The sequence below is a fragment of the Mesorhizobium sp. YC-39 genome (genome assembly GCF_025753795.1).
In the GTDB taxonomy this organism is placed as follows: domain Bacteria; phylum Pseudomonadota; class Alphaproteobacteria; order Rhizobiales; family Rhizobiaceae; genus Mesorhizobium.
The window spans coordinates 1,282,524-1,305,688 of record NZ_JAOWPS010000002.1; the positions used below are offsets into that span (position 1 = coordinate 1,282,524).

Annotated in this window: 25 protein-coding genes; 16 read left to right on the top strand and 9 right to left on the bottom strand. The window is 63.2% G+C overall.

Features of this window, described 5'->3' with window-relative positions; translation table 11 throughout:
- Window positions 1-75 precede the first annotated feature (75 nt).
- The 9 genes from OHD62_RS15715 (at window position 76) to OHD62_RS15755 (ending at window position 10,288) form a co-directional block, all read left to right on the top strand.
- A complete protein-coding gene (locus tag OHD62_RS15715; protein ID WP_263783690.1) occupies window positions 76-978 on the top strand; it encodes a MurR/RpiR family transcriptional regulator in 903 nt (300 codons plus the stop codon).
- Window positions 979-1,049: 71 nt separating this feature from the next.
- The gene (locus OHD62_RS15720; RefSeq protein WP_263783691.1) at window positions 1,050-1,832 is read left to right on the top strand and encodes an SDR family oxidoreductase; all 783 of its coding nucleotides are present in this window, start codon (window positions 1,050-1,052) and stop codon (window positions 1,830-1,832) included.
- Window positions 1,829-3,346 (top strand): mannitol dehydrogenase family protein, encoded by a 1,518-nt coding sequence (locus OHD62_RS15725; RefSeq protein ID WP_263783692.1) that lies wholly within the window; start codon window positions 1,829-1,831, stop codon window positions 3,344-3,346. Before OHD62_RS15720 ends, OHD62_RS15725 begins: the two co-directional genes overlap by 4 nt.
- Window positions 3,347-3,388: 42 nt before the next feature.
- Window positions 3,389-4,303 (top strand): sugar phosphate isomerase/epimerase family protein, encoded by a 915-nt coding sequence (locus tag OHD62_RS15730; protein WP_263783693.1) that lies wholly within the window; start codon window positions 3,389-3,391, stop codon window positions 4,301-4,303.
- Window positions 4,304-4,387: 84 nt separating this feature from the next.
- Window positions 4,388-5,422: an ABC transporter substrate-binding protein gene (locus OHD62_RS15735; protein ID WP_263783694.1), complete on the top strand. Its 1,035-nt coding sequence runs from the start codon at window positions 4,388-4,390 to the stop codon at window positions 5,420-5,422.
- Window positions 5,423-5,529: 107 nt separating this feature from the next.
- A complete protein-coding gene (locus tag OHD62_RS15740; protein WP_263783695.1) occupies window positions 5,530-7,071 on the top strand; it encodes a sugar ABC transporter ATP-binding protein in 1,542 nt (513 codons plus the stop codon).
- On the top strand, window positions 7,068-8,042 hold the full coding sequence (locus OHD62_RS15745; RefSeq protein ID WP_263783696.1) for an ABC transporter permease: 975 nt from the start codon (window positions 7,068-7,070) through the stop codon (window positions 8,040-8,042). The genes OHD62_RS15740 and OHD62_RS15745 overlap by 4 nt, the downstream gene beginning before the upstream one ends.
- Window positions 8,043-8,052: 10 nt before the next feature.
- The gene (locus tag OHD62_RS15750; RefSeq protein WP_263783697.1) at window positions 8,053-9,039 is read left to right on the top strand and encodes an ABC transporter permease; all 987 of its coding nucleotides are present in this window, start codon (window positions 8,053-8,055) and stop codon (window positions 9,037-9,039) included.
- 268 nt (window positions 9,040-9,307) lie between these two features.
- Window positions 9,308-10,288, top strand: coding sequence for a lipid kinase (locus tag OHD62_RS15755; protein ID WP_263783698.1), 981 nt, complete (start codon window positions 9,308-9,310; stop codon window positions 10,286-10,288).
- Window positions 10,289-10,901: 613 nt separating this feature from the next.
- Here the strand turns inward: OHD62_RS15755 and OHD62_RS15760 are convergent.
- Window positions 10,902-11,342 (bottom strand): hypothetical protein, encoded by a 441-nt coding sequence (locus tag OHD62_RS15760; protein ID WP_263783699.1) that lies wholly within the window; start codon window positions 11,340-11,342, stop codon window positions 10,902-10,904.
- Window positions 11,343-11,722: 380 nt separating this feature from the next.
- On the opposite strand from OHD62_RS15760, the gene OHD62_RS15765 reads away from it, so the two are divergent.
- The gene (locus tag OHD62_RS15765; protein WP_412177375.1) at window positions 11,723-12,682 is read left to right on the top strand and encodes a DMT family transporter; all 960 of its coding nucleotides are present in this window, start codon (window positions 11,723-11,725) and stop codon (window positions 12,680-12,682) included.
- A gap of 7 nt (window positions 12,683-12,689) precedes the next feature.
- On the opposite strand, the gene OHD62_RS15770 is transcribed toward OHD62_RS15765, so the two are convergent.
- A complete protein-coding gene (locus OHD62_RS15770; protein WP_263783896.1) occupies window positions 12,690-13,163 on the bottom strand; it encodes a VOC family protein in 474 nt (157 codons plus the stop codon).
- 214 nt (window positions 13,164-13,377) lie between these two features.
- A complete protein-coding gene (locus OHD62_RS15775) occupies window positions 13,378-13,566 on the bottom strand; it encodes a hypothetical protein (RefSeq protein WP_263783701.1) in 189 nt (62 codons plus the stop codon).
- A gap of 59 nt (window positions 13,567-13,625) precedes the next feature.
- On the opposite strand from OHD62_RS15775, the gene OHD62_RS15780 reads away from it, so the two are divergent.
- From OHD62_RS15780 to OHD62_RS15790, 3 genes are all read left to right on the top strand, one after another.
- Complete coding sequence (locus tag OHD62_RS15780) at window positions 13,626-13,790, top strand: hypothetical protein (protein WP_263783702.1); 165 nt, start codon at window positions 13,626-13,628, stop codon at window positions 13,788-13,790.
- 236 nt (window positions 13,791-14,026) lie between these two features.
- A complete protein-coding gene (locus tag OHD62_RS15785; protein WP_263783703.1) occupies window positions 14,027-15,046 on the top strand; it encodes an LLM class flavin-dependent oxidoreductase in 1,020 nt (339 codons plus the stop codon).
- A 67-nt stretch (window positions 15,047-15,113) separates the two neighbouring features.
- On the top strand, window positions 15,114-15,263 hold the full coding sequence (locus OHD62_RS15790) for a hypothetical protein (protein ID WP_239369110.1): 150 nt from the start codon (window positions 15,114-15,116) through the stop codon (window positions 15,261-15,263).
- Between the two features lie 113 nt (window positions 15,264-15,376).
- On the opposite strand, the gene OHD62_RS15795 is transcribed toward OHD62_RS15790, so the two are convergent.
- On the bottom strand, window positions 15,377-15,670 hold the full coding sequence (locus OHD62_RS15795; RefSeq protein WP_263783704.1) for a hypothetical protein: 294 nt from the start codon (window positions 15,668-15,670) through the stop codon (window positions 15,377-15,379).
- 107 nt (window positions 15,671-15,777) lie between these two features.
- Between OHD62_RS15795 and OHD62_RS15800 the strand changes: the two genes are divergently transcribed.
- Window positions 15,778-16,743 carry a GlxA family transcriptional regulator gene (locus OHD62_RS15800; RefSeq protein WP_412177376.1) on the top strand — a complete coding sequence of 322 codons (966 nt, stop codon included), beginning with the start codon at window positions 15,778-15,780 and terminating at the stop codon, window positions 16,741-16,743.
- Between the two features lie 84 nt (window positions 16,744-16,827).
- On the opposite strand, the gene OHD62_RS15805 is transcribed toward OHD62_RS15800, so the two are convergent.
- On the bottom strand, window positions 16,828-17,352 hold the full coding sequence (locus tag OHD62_RS15805) for a hypothetical protein (protein WP_263783706.1): 525 nt from the start codon (window positions 17,350-17,352) through the stop codon (window positions 16,828-16,830).
- A 296-nt stretch (window positions 17,353-17,648) separates the two neighbouring features.
- On the opposite strand from OHD62_RS15805, the gene OHD62_RS15810 reads away from it, so the two are divergent.
- Window positions 17,649-18,200: a cupin gene (locus tag OHD62_RS15810; protein ID WP_263783707.1), complete on the top strand. Its 552-nt coding sequence runs from the start codon at window positions 17,649-17,651 to the stop codon at window positions 18,198-18,200.
- Between the two features lie 70 nt (window positions 18,201-18,270).
- Here OHD62_RS15810 and OHD62_RS15815 read toward each other — a convergent pair whose 3' ends face one another.
- Entirely contained in the window at window positions 18,271-19,419 is a 1,149-nt protein-coding gene (locus OHD62_RS15815) for an amidohydrolase (protein WP_263783708.1), read from the bottom strand.
- A gap of 27 nt (window positions 19,420-19,446) precedes the next feature.
- Entirely contained in the window at window positions 19,447-19,866 is a 420-nt protein-coding gene (locus OHD62_RS15820) for a hypothetical protein (protein ID WP_263783709.1), read from the bottom strand.
- A 160-nt stretch (window positions 19,867-20,026) separates the two neighbouring features.
- Here OHD62_RS15820 and OHD62_RS15825 point away from each other — a divergent pair, with 160 nt between their 5' ends.
- Window positions 20,027-20,470, top strand: coding sequence for an SRPBCC family protein (locus OHD62_RS15825; protein WP_263783710.1), 444 nt, complete (start codon window positions 20,027-20,029; stop codon window positions 20,468-20,470).
- Window positions 20,471-20,539: 69 nt separating this feature from the next.
- On the opposite strand, the gene OHD62_RS15830 is transcribed toward OHD62_RS15825, so the two are convergent.
- Window positions 20,540-21,544, bottom strand: coding sequence for a murein L,D-transpeptidase catalytic domain family protein (locus OHD62_RS15830; protein WP_263783711.1), 1,005 nt, complete (start codon window positions 21,542-21,544; stop codon window positions 20,540-20,542).
- A 184-nt stretch (window positions 21,545-21,728) separates the two neighbouring features.
- Window positions 21,729-23,000 (bottom strand): flavin-containing monooxygenase, encoded by a 1,272-nt coding sequence (locus OHD62_RS15835; protein ID WP_263783712.1) that lies wholly within the window; start codon window positions 22,998-23,000, stop codon window positions 21,729-21,731.
- Window positions 23,001-23,165: the final 165 nt, after the last annotated feature.

Below are 23,165 nucleotides of genomic sequence, written 5' to 3' on the forward strand. Positions count from 1 at the left end.
AATGCCGCTAGCATTTTCGAACAGGATTTCCAATTTCCATTTTGTAAAACGATCGTGCCGCGCTAGCGTGACGCCATGACGGGAACACAAAAATCATCGCAACGGTCCGGTGTCGACGAGGCCGCGACGAGGAAACGGGGCCGATCGCTGGCGGCACTCGGCCACACCAAGCCACAGACCTACGAGGAACTGCGCGCCGTGCTGTCGTCCGGCACGGTTCATTTTCCAAAGCGCCTGCGCCAGGTCGCCATCTTCCTGTGGCAGCATCCGAGCGATGTCGCGCTGGGCACCATCGCCCAGGTCGCCGAGCAGGCCGGCGTGCAGCCTTCGACGCTTGTGCGCTTCGCCCAGATCTTCGGCTATGCCGGCTTTTCCGATTTCCAGGGTCTGTTCAAGGACCATGTCAAGGGATCCTGGCCCGAAGGACGGGCGCGCGACGGGCAGGAACAGGCCGCCGCCGAGCCCACCGCCAGTCTGCATTTCCTGAATGGAATGGTCGGCGCCTCACAGGCCTCGCTCGGCCGCATCGACAAGGACTTCGACATCGCCAGTTTCGAGCGGATGGTCGATCTCCTGGCGACTGCCGAGCTTATCTACGTGATCGGCTCCAAGCGCGCCTTTCCCGTCACCACCTATCTCTCGCTCACTCTGTCGCAGCAGGGCGTGCGCAATGTGCTGGTCGACAATGTCGGCTCCACCGCACTTGACCAGGTCGGCTGCATCGGCAGCCGCGACGCGGTGATGGCGGTTTCCTTCAGCCCCTACAATTCGATCACGCCGGATCTCGTGGCCGTCGCCCATGAGCGCAAGGCGCGCATCGTCACCATCACCGACAGCACGTTTTCGCCCCTGGTCAAGCTCTCGGACACATGGCTGGAGGTGGTCGAGCAGGATTTCGCCGGCTTCCGCTCGCTGGCCGCCTCGCTCGCCGTCGGCATGGCTTTGGTCCACGGCGTGGTCGCGCGCCGGACAGAATGACCGGCGCGGTTGACTAAAGGGAATTGGCATTCCATATTCTGAAAAATAGAAACTTTGTTCCGGGAGGAGGAATGGAGCTTCAACTCAACGGCAAGGTGGTGCTGGTCACCGGCGCCACGCAAGGCATCGGCCGCGCGATCGCGCAGGAGCTCGCGCATTCCGGCGCCGGCGGCTTGCTGATCACCGGTCGCGACGAACAGCGCGGCACGGAGGCCGCGGCTCAGCTTTCCGACATGGGCACGCCGACCGCCTTCGTCGCTGCCGAGCTTGCCGACCCTGCTGCTCCGGCGCGGCTGGTGGAAGCCTGCATTGCCCGCTTCGGACGCATCGACGGGCTGGTCAACGCCGCTGGCCTCACCGACCGCGCTTCCTTCGTCGATGCCAACCTCGACGATTGGGCTTCGCTTTTTGCCGTCAATGCCCGTGCCCCTTTCTTCCTGATGCAGGCGGCCATCGCCGATATGGTCAAGCGCGGGCAAGGCGGCGCCATCGTCAACATCCTGTCAATCAACGCGCATTGCGGCTCGCCGGAACTGGCCGTCTATTCCGCCACCAAGGGCGCGCTCGCTACACTGACCCGCAACGCCGCCAACGCGCACCGCTTCGACCGCATCCGCGTCAACGGCATCAATGTCGGCTGGACCGACACGCCGGCCGAACGCAAAATGCAGGCGCAGACGCTTGGGCTTGGCCCCGGCTGGCTGGAAGCCGCCAATGCCTCGCAGCCCTTCGGCCGCCTGCTGGCGGCGCAAGAGGTGGCGAACCTCGCCGTCTTCCTGCTCTCCGATGCTTCAGGGCCGATGACCGGCGCGCTGATCGACCAGGAGCAATGGGTCGTGGGAGCGAATCGGTGAGGGTCGCTTCCGCGCCCCTCGAAACGCTCGGCCCGCAACTGATTAGCCGGCTTCCTTCTGCCGTCCAGAAACCGTCCTACGACCGGGCTGTGCTTGCGCCTGGCATGGCTCATATCGGTGTCGGCGCCTTCCACCGCTGCCACCAGGCTGAGTACACCGACGATCTCCTGTCGCACCGTCTGGAGTTCTGGGGCGTGGTCGGCATCAACATCCGCCCGCCTTTCCTCGCCGAGACGCTGGGCAGCCAGGGCGGCCTCTACACGCGCCTGATCCGGCAGGACAATCATGTCGAGCCGCGCGTCATCGGCAGCATTGTCAGGGTCGTCGACAGCCAGGAAAGTACTGCCCCGGCGCTCGACGTGCTGGCCTCATCCGGCATCGACATGGTCACCTTGACCGTGACCGAGAAGGGTTATTGCCACATTCCCTCAAGCGGCGCGCTCGACTTCAACCATCCCGATATCGCCCACGATCTCGCCAACCCTGAGGCGCCGCGCAGCGTGCCTGGCATATTGGCGCGGGCGCTGGAACTGCGCATGGCCTCGCACGGGCGTCCGGTGACGTTGCTCTCCTGCGACAACATCCCGACCAACGGCGTCATCCTGGAAACTGTCGTGCAGGCTCTTGCCAGCCAGCGCAACAATGGCCTGGCCGACTGGATATCAGCCAACGTCGCCTTTCCCTCGGCCATGGTCGATCGCATTGCGCCGGCGACCACGCCAGCCGATATCGAGTTGGTGGCGCAGCGTTTCGGCTACCACGACGCCGCCGTTGTCGTCGGCGAACCGTTCCGGCAGTGGGTGATCGAGCAGAAATTCGCCGGCCGCGTGCCGCGCTGGGATCTGGTCGGCGCGACTTTCGTCAGCGACGTCACGCCGTTCGAGCACCTCAAGATGCGTGTACTGAACGGCGCCCAGACCACGCTTGCCACGCTCGGCGTGCTGGCCGGCCTCGAACACACATCGGACGCGATCGCCGACCCTTTGCTTGCCGATTTCGTTCACCGCATGCTGGTCGAGGAAACGCTCCCGACCCTGATGCCAGTGCCAGGCGTGGCGCCGCTGGCCTATGTCGAGCAGAGCCTCGGGCGTCTTCGAAATACCGCCATCCGCCACCGCAATCACCAGATCGCCACCGATGGTTCGCAAAAGATCGTGCAGCGCCTGCTCAACCCGATCCGCGACCGCCTGGCGAAAGGCGAGAGCATCGCGCTTCTATCGGTGCCCGTCGCCGGCTGGATGGCCTATCTGATTCAGGCCTCGGCACGGTTCGGCAAGAGCTGGCCGGTATCGGACCCCTATGCCGGCAAGGTCGCGGCAATCGCTGACGCAATCGGCCATGACCCGGAAGTGCTGGCCGCCAGCATCCTTGCCATCGACACGATTTTCGACCCCGAACTGGCCACGAACCCGAAATTCCGCGCGGCCGTCATATCGGCGCTCGACGGCCTGCTGTCGAACGACACGATGGCAATCGTCAGGCGCAGTTTGCAACAAGCGGCGCCCACAGGTTGAAGCGGCTCGCACAATCGGCATAGTAGAAACTAGGGAGGCACTATGAAGCTTGGACTGCTCACCGCACCTTTTCCGGAAACCCCGCTTGGCGAGGTCGCAGTCTGGGCAAGCTCGGTCGGTTTCGAGGCGCTGGAAATCGCCTGCTGGCCGAAATCCTCCGGCGCCAGCCGGCGCTATGCAGGCACCAGCCATATCGATGCCGCCTCCACCTCGGCCACGCAGGCCAAGGAGGTCGTGGCTTCTCTGGCGGAGAAGAACCTGTCTGTGTCCGGCCTCGGCTATTACCCCAATCCGCTGCACCCGGATGCCGCGCATCGCCAAACCGTCATTGATCATCTGAAGAAGGTGATCGTGCTGGCCGCCAATATGGGCGTGCCTGTCGTCAACACCTTCTGCGGCGGCGATGCTTCCAAGACCGTCGACGTCAATTGGGAGGAAGCGCTCAACGTCTGGCCCGCCATCGTCGCCCATGCGCGTGACCATGGCGTCAAGCTCGCCTTCGAGAACTGCCCGATGATCTTCAGCTATGACGAGTGGCCGGGCGGCCACAACATCGCCTATTCGCCGCTGATCTGGCGCCGCATTCTCGAAGCCTGGGGCGGCGATGTCGGCATGAATTTCGATCCGTCGCACTTGGTTTGGCAGATGATCGACCAGGCCCGCTTCATCAGGGAATTCGGACCCTACATGCTGCATGCCCACGCCAAGGACCTGATGATTGATCATGATGGGTTGTATGAGCGCGGAATCCTTTCGGCTGGCATAGGCTGGCAGGTACCGCGCATGCCGGGGCTCGGCGATGTCGACTGGAATGTCATCTTCTCCGGCCTCTACCGCGCCGGCTATGACGGACCCATCATTATCGAACACGAGGACCGGCGGTTTGAAGGGAGCGACGAGAACGTCAAGCGGGGTTTCCTGCTCGCCCGCGACGTGCTGCGCCCGTTCGTCAAATGACGGGCGAAACGACTTGGCTTGATCCTGCCGCAGGTCGGCAGGATCAGGCCCTGAAACTGGAAATCAATGTGGAGGAAGTCTGAAATGAAAAAATACCTGACAATGGTCCCGCTGCTTGCCGGCGCGGCCTTCCTGGCATCGGGGGGCGTCTCGTCCGCCGAGGGCAAATACACGATCGGCATCTCCAACACCGTGCAGGGCAATGGCTGGCGCGAGGAGATGGTCTGCGCGATGAAGGCGCAGGCGCTGGCTTCCGGCGAGGTCGCCAAGCTCAACATCGCCCACCGCAACACCGACGCGGCCGGCCAGCTCGAGGACATCCGCAATCTGATCAGCGCCAAGGTCAACGCCATTGTCGTCAACCCGGCCGATCCGGCCGGCATCAAGGCGGGCCTCGAGGAGGCCACCAAGGCCGGTATCGTCGTCGTCGCCGTCGACCAGGCGGTCACCGAACCGTCGGCTTACATCATCTCCAACAACCAGGAACAATATGCCTATCTCGGCGCCAAATGGCTGTTCCAGCAGATGGGCGGCAAGGGCGAGGTGTTCTATATGCGCGGTGCGGCCGGCGCTTCCGCCGACTCCGACCGCGACAAGGGCTTCAAGAAGGCGCTTGCCGAATTCCCCGACGTCAAGGTCGCGCAGGAAGTCTTCACCGGCTGGCAGCAGGACCAGGCCAAACAGCAGATGCTGTCCTTCCTGGCGACGGGAACGCCAATCAACGGCATCTGGACCTCCGGTATCGACAACGTCATCGTCGACGCGCTGGTCGAATCGCAGGCGCCGCTGGTGCCGATCGTCGGTGCCGACAATGCCGGCTTCGTCGGCCAGCTGAGCTCGGTCAAGGATCTCGTTGGCGCCGCGGTCACCAACCCCGGCTCGATCGGTGGCGCCGGCGTGACGCTGGCGCTTCAAATCCTCGACGGCAAGAAGCCGGCGCAGCAGACCGTGCTGGTCGAGCCGCAACTCTGGGAGAATGCCACCGAGGAAGGCAAGGCCAAGCTCAAGGCCGCGGCCGACCCGTCGCTCAGCCCGGAATGGCCGGTCTCGATCTCGATCCCGGACTGGACCACCTACACCAAGGAGCAGATCGTCGCCTGCAAGGGCCCGGGCGAATAATCGTCCATCCGAACTGAACCACGAGGACGGCGGGTATCAACCCGCCGTCCTCGACGCTTAATCAGAGAACACCTGTTTTGACGACGAACCCTCTCCCGCAAAGCCCGTTGCTGGACGCTACCGGCGTCGCCAAGAATTACGGCGCGGTTGCAGCCCTGCGCAACGCGTCGCTCTCCGTCCTGCCGGGCGAGGTTCACGCGCTGATGGGCGCCAATGGCGCCGGCAAGTCGACGCTGGTGAAGATCCTGACCGGCGCCATCCGGGCGGACGCCGGACGCATCCTGATCCGAGGCGAGGCCCGCGACGTGCGCTCGCCCGCCGCCGCGCGCCGCGCCGGCCTGCTGCCCGTCTACCAGGAGCCGTCGCTGATCCCCGATCTCGACGTGCTCTCCAATTTGCGCCTGACCGGCACGCCGGTCGAGCCGTTCCGCGCCTGGGTACGCGAGCTCGGCATTCCCGACCTCGACATACGCGACACCGCACGCGACATCCCGCTGGCAGTGCTGCGCGTGCTCGATCTGGCGCGCGCGCTGGCCGTCGAGCCAGACGTGCTGCTGCTCGACGAGATGACGGCGGCACTTCCCGCCAACCTTGCCGAAAAGGTGCTGGAGGTCGTGCGCCGCCAGGGCGACAGCGGCCGCGCGGTGATCTTCATTTCGCACCGCTTCGTCGAGATCTCGGCGCTGTGCGACCGCGCCACCGTGCTGCGCGACGGCGAGACCGTCGGCGTCGTCGACATCGTGCCGGGTGTGGAGGAAAAGATCGTCGAGCTGATGCTCGGCGCCCGCATCGTCAAGACCCATGTCGCCGCCCGCACCGCCAGCCAGAACGCCGCGACTTCGGCCAGCCGTCCGCGCCTCGGCGTGCGCAACCTGCGCGTCGGCACCAAGCTCAACGATGTCTCCTTCGATTTGGCTGATGGCGAGGTCGCCGGCGTCGTCGCGCTCGAAGGCCAAGGCCAGGACGAGCTGTTCGCCGCCCTTGCCGGTTCGATCCGACCCTCCGGCGGCACCATCGAGGTCGACGGCCAACCGGTGAAATTCTCGCACCCGATCGACGCCATCCGCGCCGGTCTCGCCTATGTACCGGGCGACCGCGCCGAGGCGCTCGCCATGCAGCGCTCGGTGCGCGAGAACATCGCGCTGCCCTTCAGCGCCGCTTTGCGCAACTGGGGGCCGATCCACATGCGCCAGGAGCGCACAAAAGTGATCAGCGCCATTGAGCGGCTGCAGATCGACACTCGCGCGCAAGGGGAAGTGCAACGTCTGTCCGGCGGCAACCAGCAGAAGGTGACCATCGCCCGCTGGATCGCCGCGGACGCCCGCACCATCCTGTGCTTCGACCCGACGCGCGGCATCGATGTCGGCACCAAGCAGGAGATCTACAAATTGCTGCGCGAGCTCGCCGGCCACGGCAAGTCCGTGCTGTTCTACACCTCCGAGCTGGAGGAGGTGCAGCGTGTCTGCGACCGAGTCATCGTCATCTTCGGCGGCCGCGTCGTCGATATCTTCCGGGTCGAGGAGGCCGACGAGCCGGCGCTGATGCGCGCCGCCTATGGCCTGCCGCGCGGCGCCAAGGCCGATGTCGGCATCCTTGCCGACCCGACATCAAGCTCTTCGGATTCGACCACGCCGGGGGCGACGCCATGAACCATCTCTTGCGCCGCCAGGGCTGGGTCGCCGGCCTGTTCGCCCTGCTCATAGCCCTGTTCATCATCACCAAGCTGATCCAGCCGGGCTATGGCAGCGGCGACTTTGGCTCGCTCGCGCGGGCCGTCTTACCCTACGCTTTCGCCGTGGCGGCCCAGACCGTCGTCGTCATCGCCGGCGGCATCGACCTGTCGGTCGCCGCCATGATGGCGCTGACCAGCGTCACCGCCGCCTCGATGATGAACGGCGCCAGCGAGGAATACGCGCTGTTCGTGGTGCCGTTCGTGCTGGCCATGGGCTTTGTGCTCGGTGCCGTCAACGGCATCCTTATCGTCGTCACCCGCGTGCCCGACATCGTCGTCACGCTGGCCACGCTCTTCGTCCTTCAGGGTGCGGCCTTGCTGGTGCTCGATGCACCCGGCGGCGCGGTCGCCGAATGGTTGAAGGGCCTGATCTCAGGCACCGTGCCAATCCCCGGCCTGCCCGACGCCATCGATGCCTGGCTGCCGAAGGCGCTGCTGGTGCTGATCATCTGCCTCTGCATCATCTGGATCCCGCTCCGGCGCTCAAAGCTCGGCCTCTCCATCTACGCCATCGGCTCAAGCGAGTTGGCGGCCTTTCGCAGCGGCGTACCCGTGGCGCGCACCCGCATCATCGCCTATGCGCTGTCGGGCCTGTTCGCCGCTTTTGGCGGGCTGGCGCTGACCATGAGCACCGGCATCGGCGCGCCCATCCCCGGCCCCTATCTGCTCGCCAGCGTCGCGGCCGTGGTACTGGGCGGTGTGGCGCTCGGCGGCGGCAAGGGCGGCCTGCTTGGGCCCATCGTCGCCGTCTTCGTGCTGCGGCTGGTACGCACGGACCTGACGCTGCTTGCCATCGACCCCAACGTCACCGCCATCATCGAGGGCGCCATCATGGTCGCCGTGGTGATGTTCGGCGCCTTCATCACCATGCGGAGCCGGCAGTCATGAGGATATGGGCATGAGCAACGCCGCAACGATCTCCAAGCCCGTTCCCATCGGTCGCCGCGTAAAACGCTTCATGGCCGACCGGCCGCTGATCCCGCTGATCATCCTGCTGGTTATCCTGGTGGTGATCCTGCAGATCCTGCGCCCCGGCATCGTCAACGAGCGCTGGATCGCCAACACCATCAAATTCGCCATACCGCTGGCGATCCTCGCCGGCTGCCAGACCATGACCATGCTGACCGGCGGCATCGACCTCTCGGTCGGCACGGTGGCGACGATGAGCGCCTTCATCATGGCCACGCAAGTCGTCAACCAGGACCCGGCGGTGGCCTTCCTGCTGGCGATGATGCCGGCGGTGCTGATCGGCCTGGTCAACGGCATCGGCGTCGGCGTCTTCCGCGTCCACCCGCTGATCATGACGCTGGGCACCAGCCTGATCGGCACCGGCTGCCTACAGGTCTACCAGCGCACGGTGATTGCGTCCGGCGCCAAGATTCCCGACTTCCTCGCCTGGCTGGGCACCGGCGTGACCTATGGCTTTCCCAACGCGCTGCTTTTGTTCGTGCCGCTGGCGGCCCTCATCGTCTTCACGCTTGCCCGCACCGGCTTCGGCCGCCTGCTCTACGCCGTCGGCGACAATGAGCGCGCAACGCGCCTGTCGGGCGTGCAATACTGGCAGGTCATCACGGTGCTCTACGTCATCTCCAGCGTGCTCGCCGGCATCACCGGCCTGCTCTATATCGGCCTGATCAAGGCGCCGTCGCTGTCGCTCGCCGAACCACTGGTGCTGCCTTCGGTGGCCGCCGCCGTGATCGGCGGCACCTCGATCTTCGGCGGCCGCGGCGGCTACACCGGCACCATCATCGGGGCGCTGATCCTCACTGTGCTGACAACGCTGCTGACCATCCTGCAAATGCCAGAGGGGGCAAGGCGGATACTGTTCGGGCTGATCGTGCTGTTTGTCACGGCGGCTTATTTGCGCATTGTGGAGGAGAGGTAGGAGGGTGGCGCAGGAGCGAATGACTTCGTCTGACCCAATGCTTGCGGGCTGACGCCAATAGCGCCTCTCCTGACAATCCTCCTGGCGCTTTGAAACTGTGCGTGATGACCAGTGTCGGAGGTCGTGCGCCTATCTCACTACCCGCTTGGCGGGGCCAGACCTGCGTGGCGCTGGTGTCCGAATGGTGTCAAAAGCGTCGGTTGCGGTCGAAATCTGGACGCCGCCACCTTATCTGCGTTGAACCCATGAACCTCGGACCGATCTTTGAATGAGCAAATCAGCTAAAAGGCGCGCATTGCTGCTCCTCAATCCCAAGGCGCGGCGCGGCCAGGAGCTGATCGCGCCCATTGTGGAGCGGCTGGAGCGAGGTCGGCTTTCCGTCACCGTCGAGACGTTCGAGGCGTTGCCTGAGATCGCGCGTGACATCGTTCGCTTGCGCCATATGGCCGATCTTGTGGTTGTGTGCGGTGGCGATGGTTCGGTGTCGTCGGCGGCGATGGCGGTGATGGAAAGTGGCCTGCCTATGGGCATTATTCCCATGGGAACGGCGAATGACCTCGCTCGCACACTCAATATTCCGATGGATCTCCTGCAGGCCGCCGATGTGATCGCGCGGGGTCAAACCCGGCTGATCGATGTCGGCACGGTTAACGGCCATGCCTTTTTCAACGTCGCGAGTATCGGTCTCAGCACCGAACTAGCGCAGGGTCTCGACCCCGCTCTGAAGAAGCGTTTCGGCAGGCTTGGCTATGCGCTGGCGGCGGTGAAAGTGTTGACCCGGGCCGCGCGGTTTCACGCCAAGATCACCGAGAAAGGCGCGACGATCGAAGCCGAAACCTACCAGATCGCGGTTGGAAACGGTCGGCACTACGGCGGCGGCAACGTCGTGGAAGAGACGGCCGAGATCGATGACGGACATCTCGATCTCTATAGCCTCGAAATGACCAACCTCTGGAAGCTAGCGCTGATGCTCCGCTCGTTCCGTTCTGGAACGCATGGCGCCTGGCGTGAGGTGCGCACGGCCAGGTGCGTCGAGTTCGACATCGAGACGAAGAAGCCGATGCCGGTTAACACCGATGGTGAGATCGTCACCTCGACACCGGCCCATTTCAAGGTTCACCCCAAGGCGATCTCGGTCTTCGCGCCTCCGACCGCAGGCATTCCAGGCCGCACGGAAATGTTTCGTCGAGCAATCGGCGCAGACCTCGCATTGTCGGGCGATCATCCCGGCGCTGGCGCTACGCGATAGCTTGTCGCCGACGGGACAAAACGCAGCGACCTAGCGTGGGCGAAGTAGAGAGACCTTTGCACGCGGTGCGAAAAAGCAACGCAGATACAGCTGATTGGTTATGACGTATTTATTCTCGCAGATATGGTATTGGTCGTCTTCGGATTCCTGTACACGGTCACGTGGGATGGTGAAATCATGCGGCAAATAGGTGTAACCACCGTCGATCCTGGACCGCACCGAAGACCGAGGTATGGCGCGGCAATCAGAACCACCGCAACACTTGAATTTCGTCTCTGGGTCAATCCTGTCTTCGTACCAATCATGGGCGTTAGTGGCTGTTGCGGCGGCGATACACATTGCCGTGAAGATGAACCTTCGCATGGCATACCTCATGTATTTGGCAGGCGCTGCTCGCTCGAGTGTCTATGTATATTAGCGTTTCATCAAAAATACCATTGGCCTCGACCGAAGCGGCCGTGGCCAATGTCCGCTTTGACCCATTGCGGACATTGGCGTCAGGCCGCTTTGAGCGGTCGACACGCCTGTCCGGCGTGCTTACCATCGCCATCATTCCTGGGCCAAGCCTCCCATCCAAGCCGGGCTTGCCCACCCAGGACGTGACGGACTGGGCTTACTTCAACGAGATGGCCATGCCGCTGAGATCGGCGTTGACCTGCAGGCCCACCTGCCTGCCCGTGAGTTCGAGCTGGGCGCCCTTGTCGTTGGTCATGACGATCACCTGGGCGCCTTTGCCGAGCGCGCCGCCACCTCCCGCCGCCCCGTAGACCCCCGTGACATCCCGGACACTGCGAATGTGGCGCACGGTCCCCCGGAAATAGGTCTTGGAAACCCCGAAGGCGAAGCCGCCCGAGACACCGCCGACTGAGATGGGATAGCGGCGGCCATGGAAGGTGAGCGTGCCCTCGCCTCCGGAGCCACCGACGAAGAAGGCCGCCTTGTAGACGGCGAAGCGGATCGTGCCGCTGTCGGCATGCGCAGCACTTGCAGCGCTGACAGCGCCTGCGGCGATGACGGCAACCGCGAGGGAACGAAACCTGGACGAAATTGTCATGATGAGAGCTCCTCAAGATCACCGCTTACCCAACAGGCAGGGTTCGTCAGCGTCGAATCAAACTTGAACAGTCTAGCCCGTCATTTGGTTCCAGGCCTGAAGCTGGCTGCGAACGTTGTGTGCGTGGCGTCAACAAGCTGTCGCCGAACGGCCACCGCGGCCATCGCGGCGGGCGTTATCCCTAAAGTCTGACGATGAGAGCCTGGAAGGCCCAAAAGCCGGTGCGTTCGGTTGTTGTGCCACTTGCCCTCCATCGAGTGACACAAGGCGGCCGGCTACCGTTCGCTTTTCGACCTCACCATTTCAAAACGAGATGCAGGATCCAACGACCAAGGATATATTGCGCCCTCAGGCCAACGTATTGAAGGGGAGGGCATGACATGCAGGCAGTGCCGATAGCGCATCCAGCAGCGCAACCAGCTGTCGTGTCCACATCTTCCATGACCGGCTATCCAGCCGCCGTCCTGTGCTGGCTGCTTTCGGCCGGTGTCTATATCGCGGCCAAGTGGGTGGCGCCTGAAATGCCGCCCTGGGGGCTCTGCTTCTGGCGGCTGGCGCTGGCCTGCGCCATCCTGCTGCCGATCGTGCACCGTCATCACGAGGCGATGATCGGGCTTTTGCGAACGCGCGCCGTGGAGGTCGTCGCCGTGGGGGCGATCGGCCTGACGCTGTGCCAGGGCATGATCTACCATGGCCTCAATGACACCGACGCCACCACCGCCGGCATCATCATGGCGCTGTCGCCTGTGATGACGATGGTGCTCGCCCGTTTCGTGCTTGGCGAGCCGCTCGGGCTGTGGAAGTCGCTTGGTGCGCTGGTTGCGCTGGCCGGGATGGTTTTCATCGTCGCGCACGGGAACCTGGCGGCGCTGCTGCAACTCCGGTTCAATGCCGGCGAGTTGTGGATCGTCGGCAGCGCGTTCTGCTGGGGCCTGTACACTGTTCTTTTGCGCCGTGCCAAATTCGGCATCGAGCTTCTGCCGATGGTCGTGCTGCTGCTCGGCGCCGGGGCGCTGGTCGCCCTGCCTTTCCATCTGTGGGAATTGTTTAACGACGAACGCTCCACCTTGGACGTCAACAGCATTCTCGCGCTCGCTTATTTGGCAGGCCCCGGCGGCGCCTTGATGTACTATCTCTACAACAAAAGCGTGGAAACGCTTGGTGCGAGCCGGGCGAGCATGCTGCTCTATCTGCAAACGGTGTTCGTCGCCATACTCGCCTATCTGCTGCTCGGAGAGAGCTTGCACGACTACGATCTGGTCGGTGCGGCCTTCATCGTCACCGGCATCGTGCTCGCCACCGTGCTCAAGCCCAAGCCGGCTCAACCACGCGTGGCGTAGCGGCCCGTCAGCCGCGCCGCGCCGCGTCGATCGCTGCCACGTCGATCTTCTTCATGTCCATCATCGCATCGAAGGCGCGCTTGGCTTCCTCGCCGCCGGCCGCCATCGCCTCGGTCAGCGTGCGCGGCGTGATCTGCCAGGACAGGCCCCATTTGTCCTTGCACCAGCCGCACGCGCTCTCCTGGCCGCCATTGCCGACGATGGCATTCCAGTAGCGGTCGGTTTCCTCTTGATCGTCGGTGGCGATCTGGAACGAGAAGGCCTCGCTCTGCTTGAATACGGGACCGCCGTTGAGGCCGAGACAGGCAACGCCGGCAACAGTGAATTCGACCGTCAACACGTCGCCCTTCTTGCCCGACGGATAGTCGCTGGGGGCACGGTGGACGGCGCTCACTTTGCTGTCGGGAAAGGTCTCGGCATAGAAGCGAGCCGCGGCCTCCGCGTCCTTGTCGTACCAGAGGCAGATCGTATTCTTCGGGATTGGCATTGCATCTTCCTTTCCGTTCAAGGCCAGATTTCCATCATCGTGCCTCTTCCGAAATAGGTCGCCGACCGCTTTTCTCCACCCTGGCGGAAGCCAGTCGCCAAACGCAGCTGCCACTTCTCGCCACAATCCAAAATTCCGGGGATGATCCTTGCATGGCGAACCAGCGGTTCCGTCACTAGATGACACACAGGTCGCTAGACCACCTTGATCAATTGAAGTTCACGGGCAGGCCCAACAGCTTGGAGTCGCGCTCAACAGCTAGCAGGCGCTCCCTCTCGTAGGCTTCACCGGGCAGCTTGCTGAGGTGTTCACGCTCCTGGTGCATCCGATCAGCGCTCGCTTCCATGCGCTCGCATAGCCGATCGTAGACCTGACGGATCTTGGCAAATATGCTCATTAGCCCAACTCCTTGTCCTCTACCTTGCGCAGCCGGTCGTTCATCCTGGAGATCTGGGAATGGACGCTCCTCACCTCGGTCAGCAGGTTGCTGTGGCTGTTGTCGAGGCGCTGCAGGATCGCCGCCAGTCGTCGCGCAGGCTGGCGACCTCGGTGGTCAGCCGCTCCAGGGTGTATTCCGATGAATGCGAGGTCACATTCTCTTCGGCCATGGCTCAGATATAGCACAGATTTTGACATTCCGCACGAAGCGGCGTGCGCTTCTATCGGCCTGGGGGGAGCGCCATATGCGATTGCCCTGCTGGCGGAAGCAAATCGCCAGGTGCGGCTAGGCACTTCGCGTTACACCCAAAAATGTGTTCAGGAATCATTGCAGTCTGGACCGAGGATGGTTTTGCATGGCGAACCGACGGTCTCGTCACTAGATGACGGACACCTCCCATATTGAAGCGGAACCATTCATGAAGAAAATCGGCTTTCTGTCGTTCGGACACTGGACCCCCTCGAACCAGTCGCAGACACGATCCGCCTCCGATACGCTGCTGCAATCCATAGAGCTCGCCGTCGCCGCCGAGGAACTTGGCGCCGACGGCGCTTATTTCCGCGTGCACCATTTTGCCCGCCAGCTCTCGTCGCCGTTCCCGCTGCTGGCCGCGGTCGGCGCCAAGACCAGCCGCATCGAGATCGGCACCGCCGTGATCGACATGCGCTATGAGAACCCGCTCTATATGATCGAGGATGCGGGTGCTGCCGATCTGATTGCCGGCGGGCGCCTCCAGCTCGGCATCAGCCGTGGCTCGCCCGAGCAGGTGATCGATGGCTGGCGCTACTTTGGCTACGCACCGGCGGAGGGCGAGAGCGACGCCGACATGGCGCGCCGTCACACCAGTGTTTTCCTCGATCTTCTCCAGGGAAAGGGCTTCGCCCAGCCGAACCCGCGGCCGATGTTCCCGAACCCGCCGGGCTTGCTGCGTCTGGAGCCGCATTCCGAAGGCCTGCGCGACCGGATCTGGTGGGGCGCTGCCACCAACGCGACGGCGGAGTGGGCTGGGAAACTGGGGATGAACCTGCAGAGTTCCACCCTGAAATTCGACGAGAGCGGCAAGCCGTTCCACATCCAGCAGGCCGAGCAGATCCGCGCCTTCCGCGCCGCCTGGAAGGCGGCCGGACATCCGCGCGAGCCGCGTGTCTCGGTAAGCCGCAGCATCTTCGCCCTGGTCGACGATCGCGACCGCGCCTATTTCGGCCGCAGTGACAGCCAGGATCATTTTGGCTACATCGAGCCCGAAAAACTCGCCGTCTTCGGCCGCAGCTACGCCGCCGAGCCGGATGTGCTCATCGAGCAGTTGAAGGGCGACGAGGCCATTGCCGAGGCCGACACGCTGCTGCTCACTGTACCGAACCAGCTTGGCGTGGAATACAACGCCCACGTCATCGAGGCGATCCTGACCCACGTAGCCCCGGCGTTGGGCTGGCGGTGACCGCCAGCGCGGGCTCGTACGGAACCGGCGCGGCCCGCACGGATTTATACCGGCGCAGGAGGTTGCCATGATCCGCAAGCTGAAGTCCGGCGAGTACCGTCTCTATTCCCGCAAGGTCGACCCGAAGACCCACAAGCGCAGAAATCTCGGCACTTTCAAATCGCGGGAGGCCGCCGAGAAGCACGAGCGCGAGGTCCAGTATTTCAAGCGGCATTAGCCAGCCCGCAACCAACCAGCCTTTATTGGGCTGGCTGGTCAGGTCGGCGATGGGAACTTGTCGTTGACCAACGTCGGCCTCTGGGCGGCTCCTCGCGCTCATCTGTCTTCTGCTCAATTGCCCTGGATCAGCAGGCCGAGCGGGGCGAGCGGGCCGACATGCATCAGATCATAATTCGCAAAACCGCCTTCTGTGAGCGGCAGCGCCTCCACCGCCGCCTTGGCCTCTTCGACGGACTCGACGTTCATGAGAAAGATCACGCCGGGCTTGTCCTGGCGGAACCAGAACTGCTCGATCTTGCCGTCGAGATAGAGCTTGAGCGTGGCTGGCACCTCGCTCGGCATGATCTGCTGCCGCTGTTCCGGCGTGAGCGGCTTGGCGATCGCCGCGATGGCTAAAACCTTCATGAGAACACTCCTTGTCTGTTGTTTTTGATGTCCGACGAGGCGCAATCTAGCGAGCGGACCGCAAAGCTGGTATTGTCGTAAATGCCAACTATAAGGTCATTTGCGCCATGCGGATTTCCGTGCTCGCTCTTGAGGGACTGTTCGACACGGGCCTGACCGTCATGCTCGACGCGTTCACCCTTGCCAACAAATTCTCGGCCAGGCTGATGGGTGGAGCCCCCCATTTCGATATGTCGATCGTCGGCGTGCGAAGCAAGGTTCGGTCGGGTCTGGGGCTGGCGATACCGGTGCGAGCCGTGACGCCGGATTTGAAGCCGGACTGGGTGATCGTCCCGGCACTCAGCACCGGGACGCCGGAGCAGTTGATCCCAGCGCTCACGCGGCTGGATGTAAAGCAAGCCAAGGCGCAACTGCTGCAATGGCATGGAGAAGGCGCGCATATCGCCGCGTCCTGTATCGGGACTTTCCTTGTGGCGGAAACCGGACTTCTCGATCATCGCCAAGCCACGACGACATGGTGGCTCGCGCCGTTGTTTCGACAACGCTACCCCAGTGTCTTGCTCGACGAATCACGAATGCTCGTGCCGACAGATGTGGGCGTTACGGCCGGCGCAGCGATGGGACATCTCGATCTGGCGCTGTGGCTGATACGCAAGGCCAGCCCGGAACTGGCAGCCATCGTTTCACGCTATCTGCTGGCCGACATACGCTCTTCGCAAGCGCCCTACATCATCCCCAATCATCTGGCGCAGGCGGATCCCCTCGTGCTGCGCTTCGAGCGCTGGGCGCGAGAACATCTCCGGGAGGGTTTCTCGCTGCAGGAAGCCGCCAGCGCGCTGGCGACCAGCGCACGCTCATTGCAGCGCCGGTGCCAGGCGGTGCTCGGCAAATCGCCGCTTTCGTATTTCCAGGACTTGCGTGTCGAACACGCGCAATCTCTGCTGCACGGCAGTGGCCTGGACATCGACGCCATAGCAGCCGAAGTCGGTTACATAGACGGAGCCACGCTGCGCACGCTCTTGCGCCAGCGCCTGGGACGCGGCGTACGCGATCTTCGCGCCGACCTGCGCTGACGGCTCGCCTCCGGCGGGTAGACGACGTGGAAGCTGGAGACCGGGGCCGATCTAGGGCGGCGAGGTGCCCGCCAATCGACGATCTCACTGGTCGGGAAGCATGGTCCACAGCTCCTTTGCAAAGCCGCGCTTATCGAGCTTCCAGGGATTGCCGGCGACCTCGGCCTTGCCGTTCTGGCATTTGTAGGAATAGACGGCGTCGTGGCCTGTGGCCACAGCCGGCACGACGTCGTCATTCGGGTTGGCCTTGCAATACTCGTCGGCGCCGGGATTGTCGCGCGCAGCGTTCATTTTGGCGCAAGGCAGGTTGGCGCCGACGAAACAGACCTGCACCTTGCCGTTCATGCAGCGATAATTGGCCTGTGTCTGCAACCCGGACTCCTCCGGCGCGCCGTTGGCGTCCGGAAAGAGCTTTTTGAACGCCTTGACCGTGCCGCTGTAAAGATCGTGCGAATAGGGGCGGATCGTGTCGTCGTTCTTCACCTGGCGGCACAATTTGTAGAGGTTCTGCGCTGGTGCCGCAGAGGTGCCACCCATGGTGATGGCAAAGAGTGTGAACGCCGACAGCAGCATTGCTGCGACGATCGTCGAAAGCTGAAATGCACGCATTTTTGACCTCCTCGTGAAATACGCGGCCCAGCGCCGCATGCAAGACGCTCGGGGTAGATGCGGATGATCTGCCCGCAGCTTGATCGCCACGGCGTCTGGATGCAATGCGGATCGCGCGCCAATCCGACGCCTGCTCTGGATTGCTTGCCGACCGATTACGAGGTCGCCCGGAACAAAGGATGCTCCGGCAGGTTAAGATCGGTCTGCTGTCGGACTGAAGATCGGAGATGGCTCGGATGAGTTCTTCTTGCCGACTTCGATCGCTGTTGGGAGCATGAAGAAAGCGGAGTTCGGCGGTGTCAAAGGCAGCAGGAAAAGTGGCGCAGATCGTCAATCAGCGAAAACCGCTTACCTTCCGCTTCGCGGATGACGGCTTGGTGCCCAACCACCCGCGCTGGCCGATGATCGTCTATCCCGGGGCCGTGGAGCTGCCGGGCGATGTCGATCCAGCTTCCGTGTTCGAGGCGCTTTTCGGGTCGAATGGCTGGGACGGCAGCTGGCGCAACGGCATCTTCAATTACGTTCACTACCATTCACGCATCCATGAGGTGCTGGGCATCGCGCGCGGCACGGCCGAAGTGCGGTTCGGCGGCGACAAGGGTGAGGTGCTGTCGGTCAAGGCCGGCGACGTGGCGATCCTGCCAGCCGGCACCGGGCACCAGCGCCTGTCCTCGTCCGCCGATCTTCTCGTCGTCGGCGCTTATCCGCCCTTCGGCACCTACGATCTCTGCACCAGTGCCGAACAGCATGAGGAAGCACTTCGGACAATCCCGAAGGTTGGCCGCCCAGCGAAGGATCCGGTCTATGGCAGCGAAGGTCCGTTGCTCATCGCATGGAGTGAGGACTGAGCGGCCAGCGCCCCCGCTCGGAACCCGCGCCTGACATAGAGCGACCAGGACGGCGTCAGCGTTCAGCCGCTCAACCCAGCAGATTGCGCGCCGTGCGCATGAATATTTTCGAGCCGATCGGGATCAGATCGTCCGGAAAATCATAGTCGGGATTGTGCAGCGCAGGGTACCGCTCGCCGGCACCGAGGAAGAACATGGCGGATACAGCGCTGTGGCCAAACACGCCAAAATCCTCCGAAGCGCGCATCGGCAGGCTGTCTTCGGTGCGCGGCACACCTTCCTCGTCGAGCGCGCGGTTGAGATGCTCCACCGCATCCGGCGCGTTGACGCTGGCAACAAATATCTCGTGATAGTCGCAGCGCACGGAAAGGCTGTGCTCGCCGGCGATCTTCGCAGCCAGCGCTTCCGCGGCGGCGACGAGCTCCGCCATGCGCTCGTCGCGCCGGGTGCGCAGCGTCGCCCACACCTCTGCATGACCGGGCGCGATGCCGAACACGGCTTCGCCCATCAACGCATGGGTGACGGTCACCATGCTGAAATCGTCATCGGCGAAGGTTCCGCGCCCGAGCGCAGGAAGCGCCGGCATCAGCTGGCTGATAGCCAGCATCGGCGAGACGCCCGTTTCGGGCATGGACGAATGCGCGGTCTTGCCTTCCAGCACGATGCGCATGCCGCGCGAGGCGCAGTTGACCACGCCAGGTTTGACCCGCACCTCGCCGAATGGCACGCCCGGCAGATTGTGCAGCGAGAAGGCGAAATCCGGCACGATCTCGCCGAAGCGCGGATCGGCGACGACGCCGGCCGCGCCATTGCCGGTCTCTTCCGCCGGCTGGAACATCAGCACGACGCGGCCGCGCGCGGGTCTTTCGCGCCCCAACTGGCGGCCGAGCGCTGCCAGGATCGCGGTATGCCCGTCATGGCCGCACATATGCGACTTTCCCGGCACCTGCGATGCATGCGGCACGCCGGAAAGCTCATGGATCGGCAGCGCATCGAGCTCCGAGCGGAACAGCACTGTCGGCCCCGCCTGACCGCTGTCATAAACCGCAGCGACGCCGTGGCCGCCCAACCCTGTCAGCACCTTGTCCGGTCCTGTATCGGCGAGGAAGTCGACCACCTCTTTTGCCGTCTTCTCCTCTTCGTTGGAGATTTCCGGCTGCTGGTGCAGCTTGCGCCGCCATGCCGTAAGCTCGACAATGTCTCGATTGGTCAGGGTCATTGTGTTGGGCTCCGCTGGCGCTACGGGTTACACAAACACGATAGGGTTTTTTTCGCGCCGTGCCATGCCGATCAATTTCGCCAGTCCATCGGCGAATTCCCTAACCCATGCGTCGGGGCTGGATTCGATGAGCGTCAATTCGCGCTCGAGCTCGCCGAAGCTCGGCTCCTCGATGACGTCTCCGACACCCCAGGTTGAAAAGAGGACAATCCGTTCCAAGGCCGACCCTTCGCCGAGATGGTCGGCAATCAGCTCCCGAAGCGCGGCGATGTGGAGGATGTTTCCGACACGCCAGTCGCACGCCACGACGTCGTCCCAGGTGAGATTCAAGCCCTCGGGATGGATCACCTCGCATTCGCCGTTTGTCGGTTCCCGCTGAAAGCGATAGCCGGGGAATTCCCGCTCCATGGTCGAAGCGCTTTTGAAAACTGCCAGGTCGAGACCCATTCCAATCCTCCAGCTAGCCCAAGCCAAAGCAGGCACGCAGCATTACTCTGGTCGCCCCGCCAGCCGCATGGCTCTCAAAAAAATCTGAGGGCATGTGTCGGGCTGGCCAAGGTTTCTTCGTCCTTAGGGCATCGATACGCAATCAGAAAGGATATACGATATGCCAAGCACCGTACGTTTGCACCGCGTTCTGGCGACCAGCCCGGAGAAGGTCTACCGCGCATTCACCGAGGCGGATGCGCTGGCGAAATGGCTTCCGCCGAACGGCTTCACCTGCACGGTGCACAGCTTCGACGCGAAAGTCGGTGGCGCCTTCAAGATGTCCTTCCGCAACTTCACCACGGGCGATAGCCATTCCTTCGGCGGCGAATATCTCGAACTCGTTCCCGGTGAGCGCCTGCGCTACACCGACAGGTTCGACGATCCCAACCTGCCCGGCGAGATTGAGGTGACCGTGAGCTTGAAGAAAGTGTCGGTCGGCACCGAACTCGATATCACCCAGGCAGGCATTCCGGACGCCATTCCGGCCGAGGCCTGCTATCTCGGCTGGCAGGAGTCGCTTAAGAATCTGGCAAGGCTCGTCGAACCCGAGATCAACCAATAAGGCCCGGGCGCAGCGACGGCCGGACGATTTTCTCGAATACCGTCCGGCCGTTCGATAAGCGACAAAGGCTCACGGCTCCTTACAGATCGGCACAGGCTGGGGCGGCGGTGCCGGATGATTCTTCTTGTATTGGGTGATGATCGGCTCAAGGATCTTTCTCGGCCAGAATTTTGGAGCGCCGATCTCCTTCAGGCAGGAGGCGTTCCAATAGGGGCCAGCGCCCGACAGCGATCCACCGCTCGCCACTGTTTTCGCGACGGCGGCGATGTCGCGTGATTCAGGGTAGATGTAGAGCGTCGTCGGGTTGTCCTTCACCATTGGGATGATTTGCTCTGCGTCGGCCGGCGACCAGCTGGTGCAGCCATTGCTGCGGCCGGCGGCGTAGTTCACCAGTCTGCCAAACGGCACGTAACCATCATGGTCGGCATATGAGCTGTTCGGATTTTTTCGCAGACACATCCCCCTCAGCAACGCGGCCGCGTGTCCGCCAATCGCTCGTTGCCTGGCGTTCGCGGCTTCACCTTCACCATCAAATTGCACGAAGGTGCGCAACAAAGCTGCCTGTTTCGCGCCGATACGGTAATAGCCTTTGAACGACGTTTTCGCCTCGCCGGTCATATAGGCCCCGCCGGCCGTCAATTCCGAATCCATCGCGTTGCCGAAGTTCTTCGCACACCGTCTCCCATTGGCGAAATTCGCGACCCCTTTCAAATTGCGGCCGCCGCCATGACCCGACGACACCGCGCGAAATGACTGCTTGGCTTCGCAGATGACGTAATAGCGGCGCCCCAGCACGCCATTGCCCAGATCGCCGGGACGGGTCGCATCCATGGCAAAATAGCAGGGGTTCGTGACGGCACCCTCGCTCACCTTTTCCAGGTAGAGCGCGCGTGCCCTCTCCAGCACCACTTGCGCGATTTGCCCCTCGCCTTTGCCGACATGCGCCTGCAGCCAGGCCGGGACATCGGACCGTTGCAACGCGGCAAAGGATCGGGCCGACGCCGTCAAGGCGATGACGATGATGAGCAAGCTGAGGATGTTGATGATACCGAGAGGAACAGATCTCAACCGCACCGGGTCAATTCTCCTGCCAAAGCCGTTTTGCGATTCCTTGCGGGTGTTGCCGCCGCGAATCGATCATAAATGGCCGCGCACCGATCGGCGAAACACATCTTGTTCAGCGCCCGCCAGCAAACCTGCATGAAGACCGGACCTACACGGTTGTGATTGGTGCGACAGTGGTCGCGAAGGAAAGTCACTACGTGACCTCGCGATCCACTCCAGGCGTTGTTGACTGTGAGCCTGCTCGTCCTTTGATGATGTCGTCCACCATCTGGCGCGCCTCCTCGGCAACGGCCGGTATGGTGCCTGATTTCCGCGTTAACGCAAAATCGAGGCCGGCGAAATAGAGCCCCGGAACGGTGCCGATACCATCCTCATGTATGGGTTGGCCGGCCGCATTGAGGGCACCGGGAAGCTTCACCCATGAGAAGTCGCCCGAGAAGCCGGTACACCAGATTATCGAGGAGATGCCGCTTGCGGCCAGGTCGATCGAGCGGATTGGCGGGCTCGGCACGCAGGGCGCAACCGTTTCGGCTGGATCATCCTCGGCCGGCGGCGCATCGAGGCCGGCACGCTCGATGTATTCGTCGATCACTCGCTTCAAGTCGGCCGAGGCCTCGTCTGCGACGCGCATGTGCTCGCCGACCTCGTCGCCGAAGGCGAGGCTGCCGTTCACAACGCCCGTGAAACGGCCGAGCAGGGTCACCCCTTGCGCGCTCAGCGATTGCAGGCTGATCGTGTGGGTCGCTCCCAGCAGCGGGCGCGGCGGCGGCCTGCCGTTTTCCAGGATGAGCTCCCGGCGGGGGACGTCGGCAAAACCCGATACAGTGAGCCAGTTGAACGAGTCGCCGCCGCGATAGCGGCGTACCAGGCGGCCAGTGCGGCTCGTCGCCAGAAACACCCGACGTCCGGCATGCACCAGATCCTCTGCAATCTGGCCGCCCGACTGGCCGCTCCCGACCACCAGCACGGCGCCGTCAGCGAGCTCGGCCGGGTTGCGATAGGCAGAGGAATTGACCTGGCGAACTGTCGTCGGCAAGTCGAACGACCAAGGCGGCCGGACCTGGCGGTTCTGATTGCCGGTTGCAATCACGATCGTGCGAGCCAGAAGCGTCTCGCCGTCAGCTGCGACTCGGTAGGCTCCGTCCTCGAGATTCAGCTGCTCAACAGCCACTCCGGTGCGCACCGGCAAGCGGTGCCGATCAACATAGCCTTCCAGATAGGCGACGAGTTCGTGGTGCGTTATCGCACCCCAGGGGTCCGGACCGTCGTAGGAATCGCCGGGCAGCATGGTGCGTATGTTCGTCGAGTTCAGCCGGAAGGAGTCCCAGCGCTGCGTTCGCCACGTCTCTCCTATGCAACCTCGCTCGAGAACATGGTGCGCGCAGCCATGTTGCTGCAGGAAATAGCTGACACCAAGCCCGGCCGAGCCGGCGCCTATGACGACCGCATCAAGAACCCCTCTCATGCGCCCCCCGCCAAAATTGAGGGCGATCGACACTGCGTTCACCCCGCAATTCGGCAGAATACTGCAAAGAGCCAATTCCGGGAATTCCAAAGGACGGAAGGCCACCCCCGAGGGCTGAAACCGGCCACTGACGAGCGCGGCACAATTGGCTGATCTTGCCAAACG

Coding starts and splice junctions, on each gene's coding strand:
- OHD62_RS15715 (WP_263783690.1), top strand. CDS start 76: ATGACGGGAACACAAAAATCATCGCAACGGTCCGGTGTCGACGAGGCC.
- OHD62_RS15720 (WP_263783691.1), top strand. CDS start 1,050: ATGGAGCTTCAACTCAACGGCAAGGTGGTGCTGGTCACCGGCGCCACG.
- OHD62_RS15730 (WP_263783693.1), top strand. CDS start 3,389: ATGAAGCTTGGACTGCTCACCGCACCTTTTCCGGAAACCCCGCTTGGC.
- OHD62_RS15735 (WP_263783694.1), top strand. CDS start 4,388: ATGAAAAAATACCTGACAATGGTCCCGCTGCTTGCCGGCGCGGCCTTC.
- OHD62_RS15745 (WP_263783696.1), top strand. CDS start 7,068: ATGAACCATCTCTTGCGCCGCCAGGGCTGGGTCGCCGGCCTGTTCGCC.
- OHD62_RS15750 (WP_263783697.1), top strand. CDS start 8,053: ATGAGCAACGCCGCAACGATCTCCAAGCCCGTTCCCATCGGTCGCCGC.
- OHD62_RS15755 (WP_263783698.1), top strand. CDS start 9,308: ATGAGCAAATCAGCTAAAAGGCGCGCATTGCTGCTCCTCAATCCCAAG.
- OHD62_RS15760 (WP_263783699.1), bottom strand. CDS start 11,342: ATGACAATTTCGTCCAGGTTTCGTTCCCTCGCGGTTGCCGTCATCGCC.
- OHD62_RS15765 (WP_412177375.1), top strand. CDS start 11,723: ATGCAGGCAGTGCCGATAGCGCATCCAGCAGCGCAACCAGCTGTCGTG.
- OHD62_RS15775 (WP_263783701.1), bottom strand. CDS start 13,566: ATGAGCATATTTGCCAAGATCCGTCAGGTCTACGATCGGCTATGCGAG.
- OHD62_RS15780 (WP_263783702.1), top strand. CDS start 13,626: ATGGACGCTCCTCACCTCGGTCAGCAGGTTGCTGTGGCTGTTGTCGAG.
- OHD62_RS15785 (WP_263783703.1), top strand. CDS start 14,027: ATGAAGAAAATCGGCTTTCTGTCGTTCGGACACTGGACCCCCTCGAAC.
- OHD62_RS15790 (WP_239369110.1), top strand. CDS start 15,114: ATGATCCGCAAGCTGAAGTCCGGCGAGTACCGTCTCTATTCCCGCAAG.
- OHD62_RS15795 (WP_263783704.1), bottom strand. CDS start 15,670: ATGAAGGTTTTAGCCATCGCGGCGATCGCCAAGCCGCTCACGCCGGAA.
- OHD62_RS15800 (WP_412177376.1), top strand. CDS start 15,778: ATGCGGATTTCCGTGCTCGCTCTTGAGGGACTGTTCGACACGGGCCTG.
- OHD62_RS15805 (WP_263783706.1), bottom strand. CDS start 17,352: ATGCGTGCATTTCAGCTTTCGACGATCGTCGCAGCAATGCTGCTGTCG.
- OHD62_RS15815 (WP_263783708.1), bottom strand. CDS start 19,419: ATGACCCTGACCAATCGAGACATTGTCGAGCTTACGGCATGGCGGCGC.
- OHD62_RS15820 (WP_263783709.1), bottom strand. CDS start 19,866: ATGGGTCTCGACCTGGCAGTTTTCAAAAGCGCTTCGACCATGGAGCGG.
- OHD62_RS15825 (WP_263783710.1), top strand. CDS start 20,027: ATGCCAAGCACCGTACGTTTGCACCGCGTTCTGGCGACCAGCCCGGAG.
- OHD62_RS15835 (WP_263783712.1), bottom strand. CDS start 23,000: ATGAGAGGGGTTCTTGATGCGGTCGTCATAGGCGCCGGCTCGGCCGGG.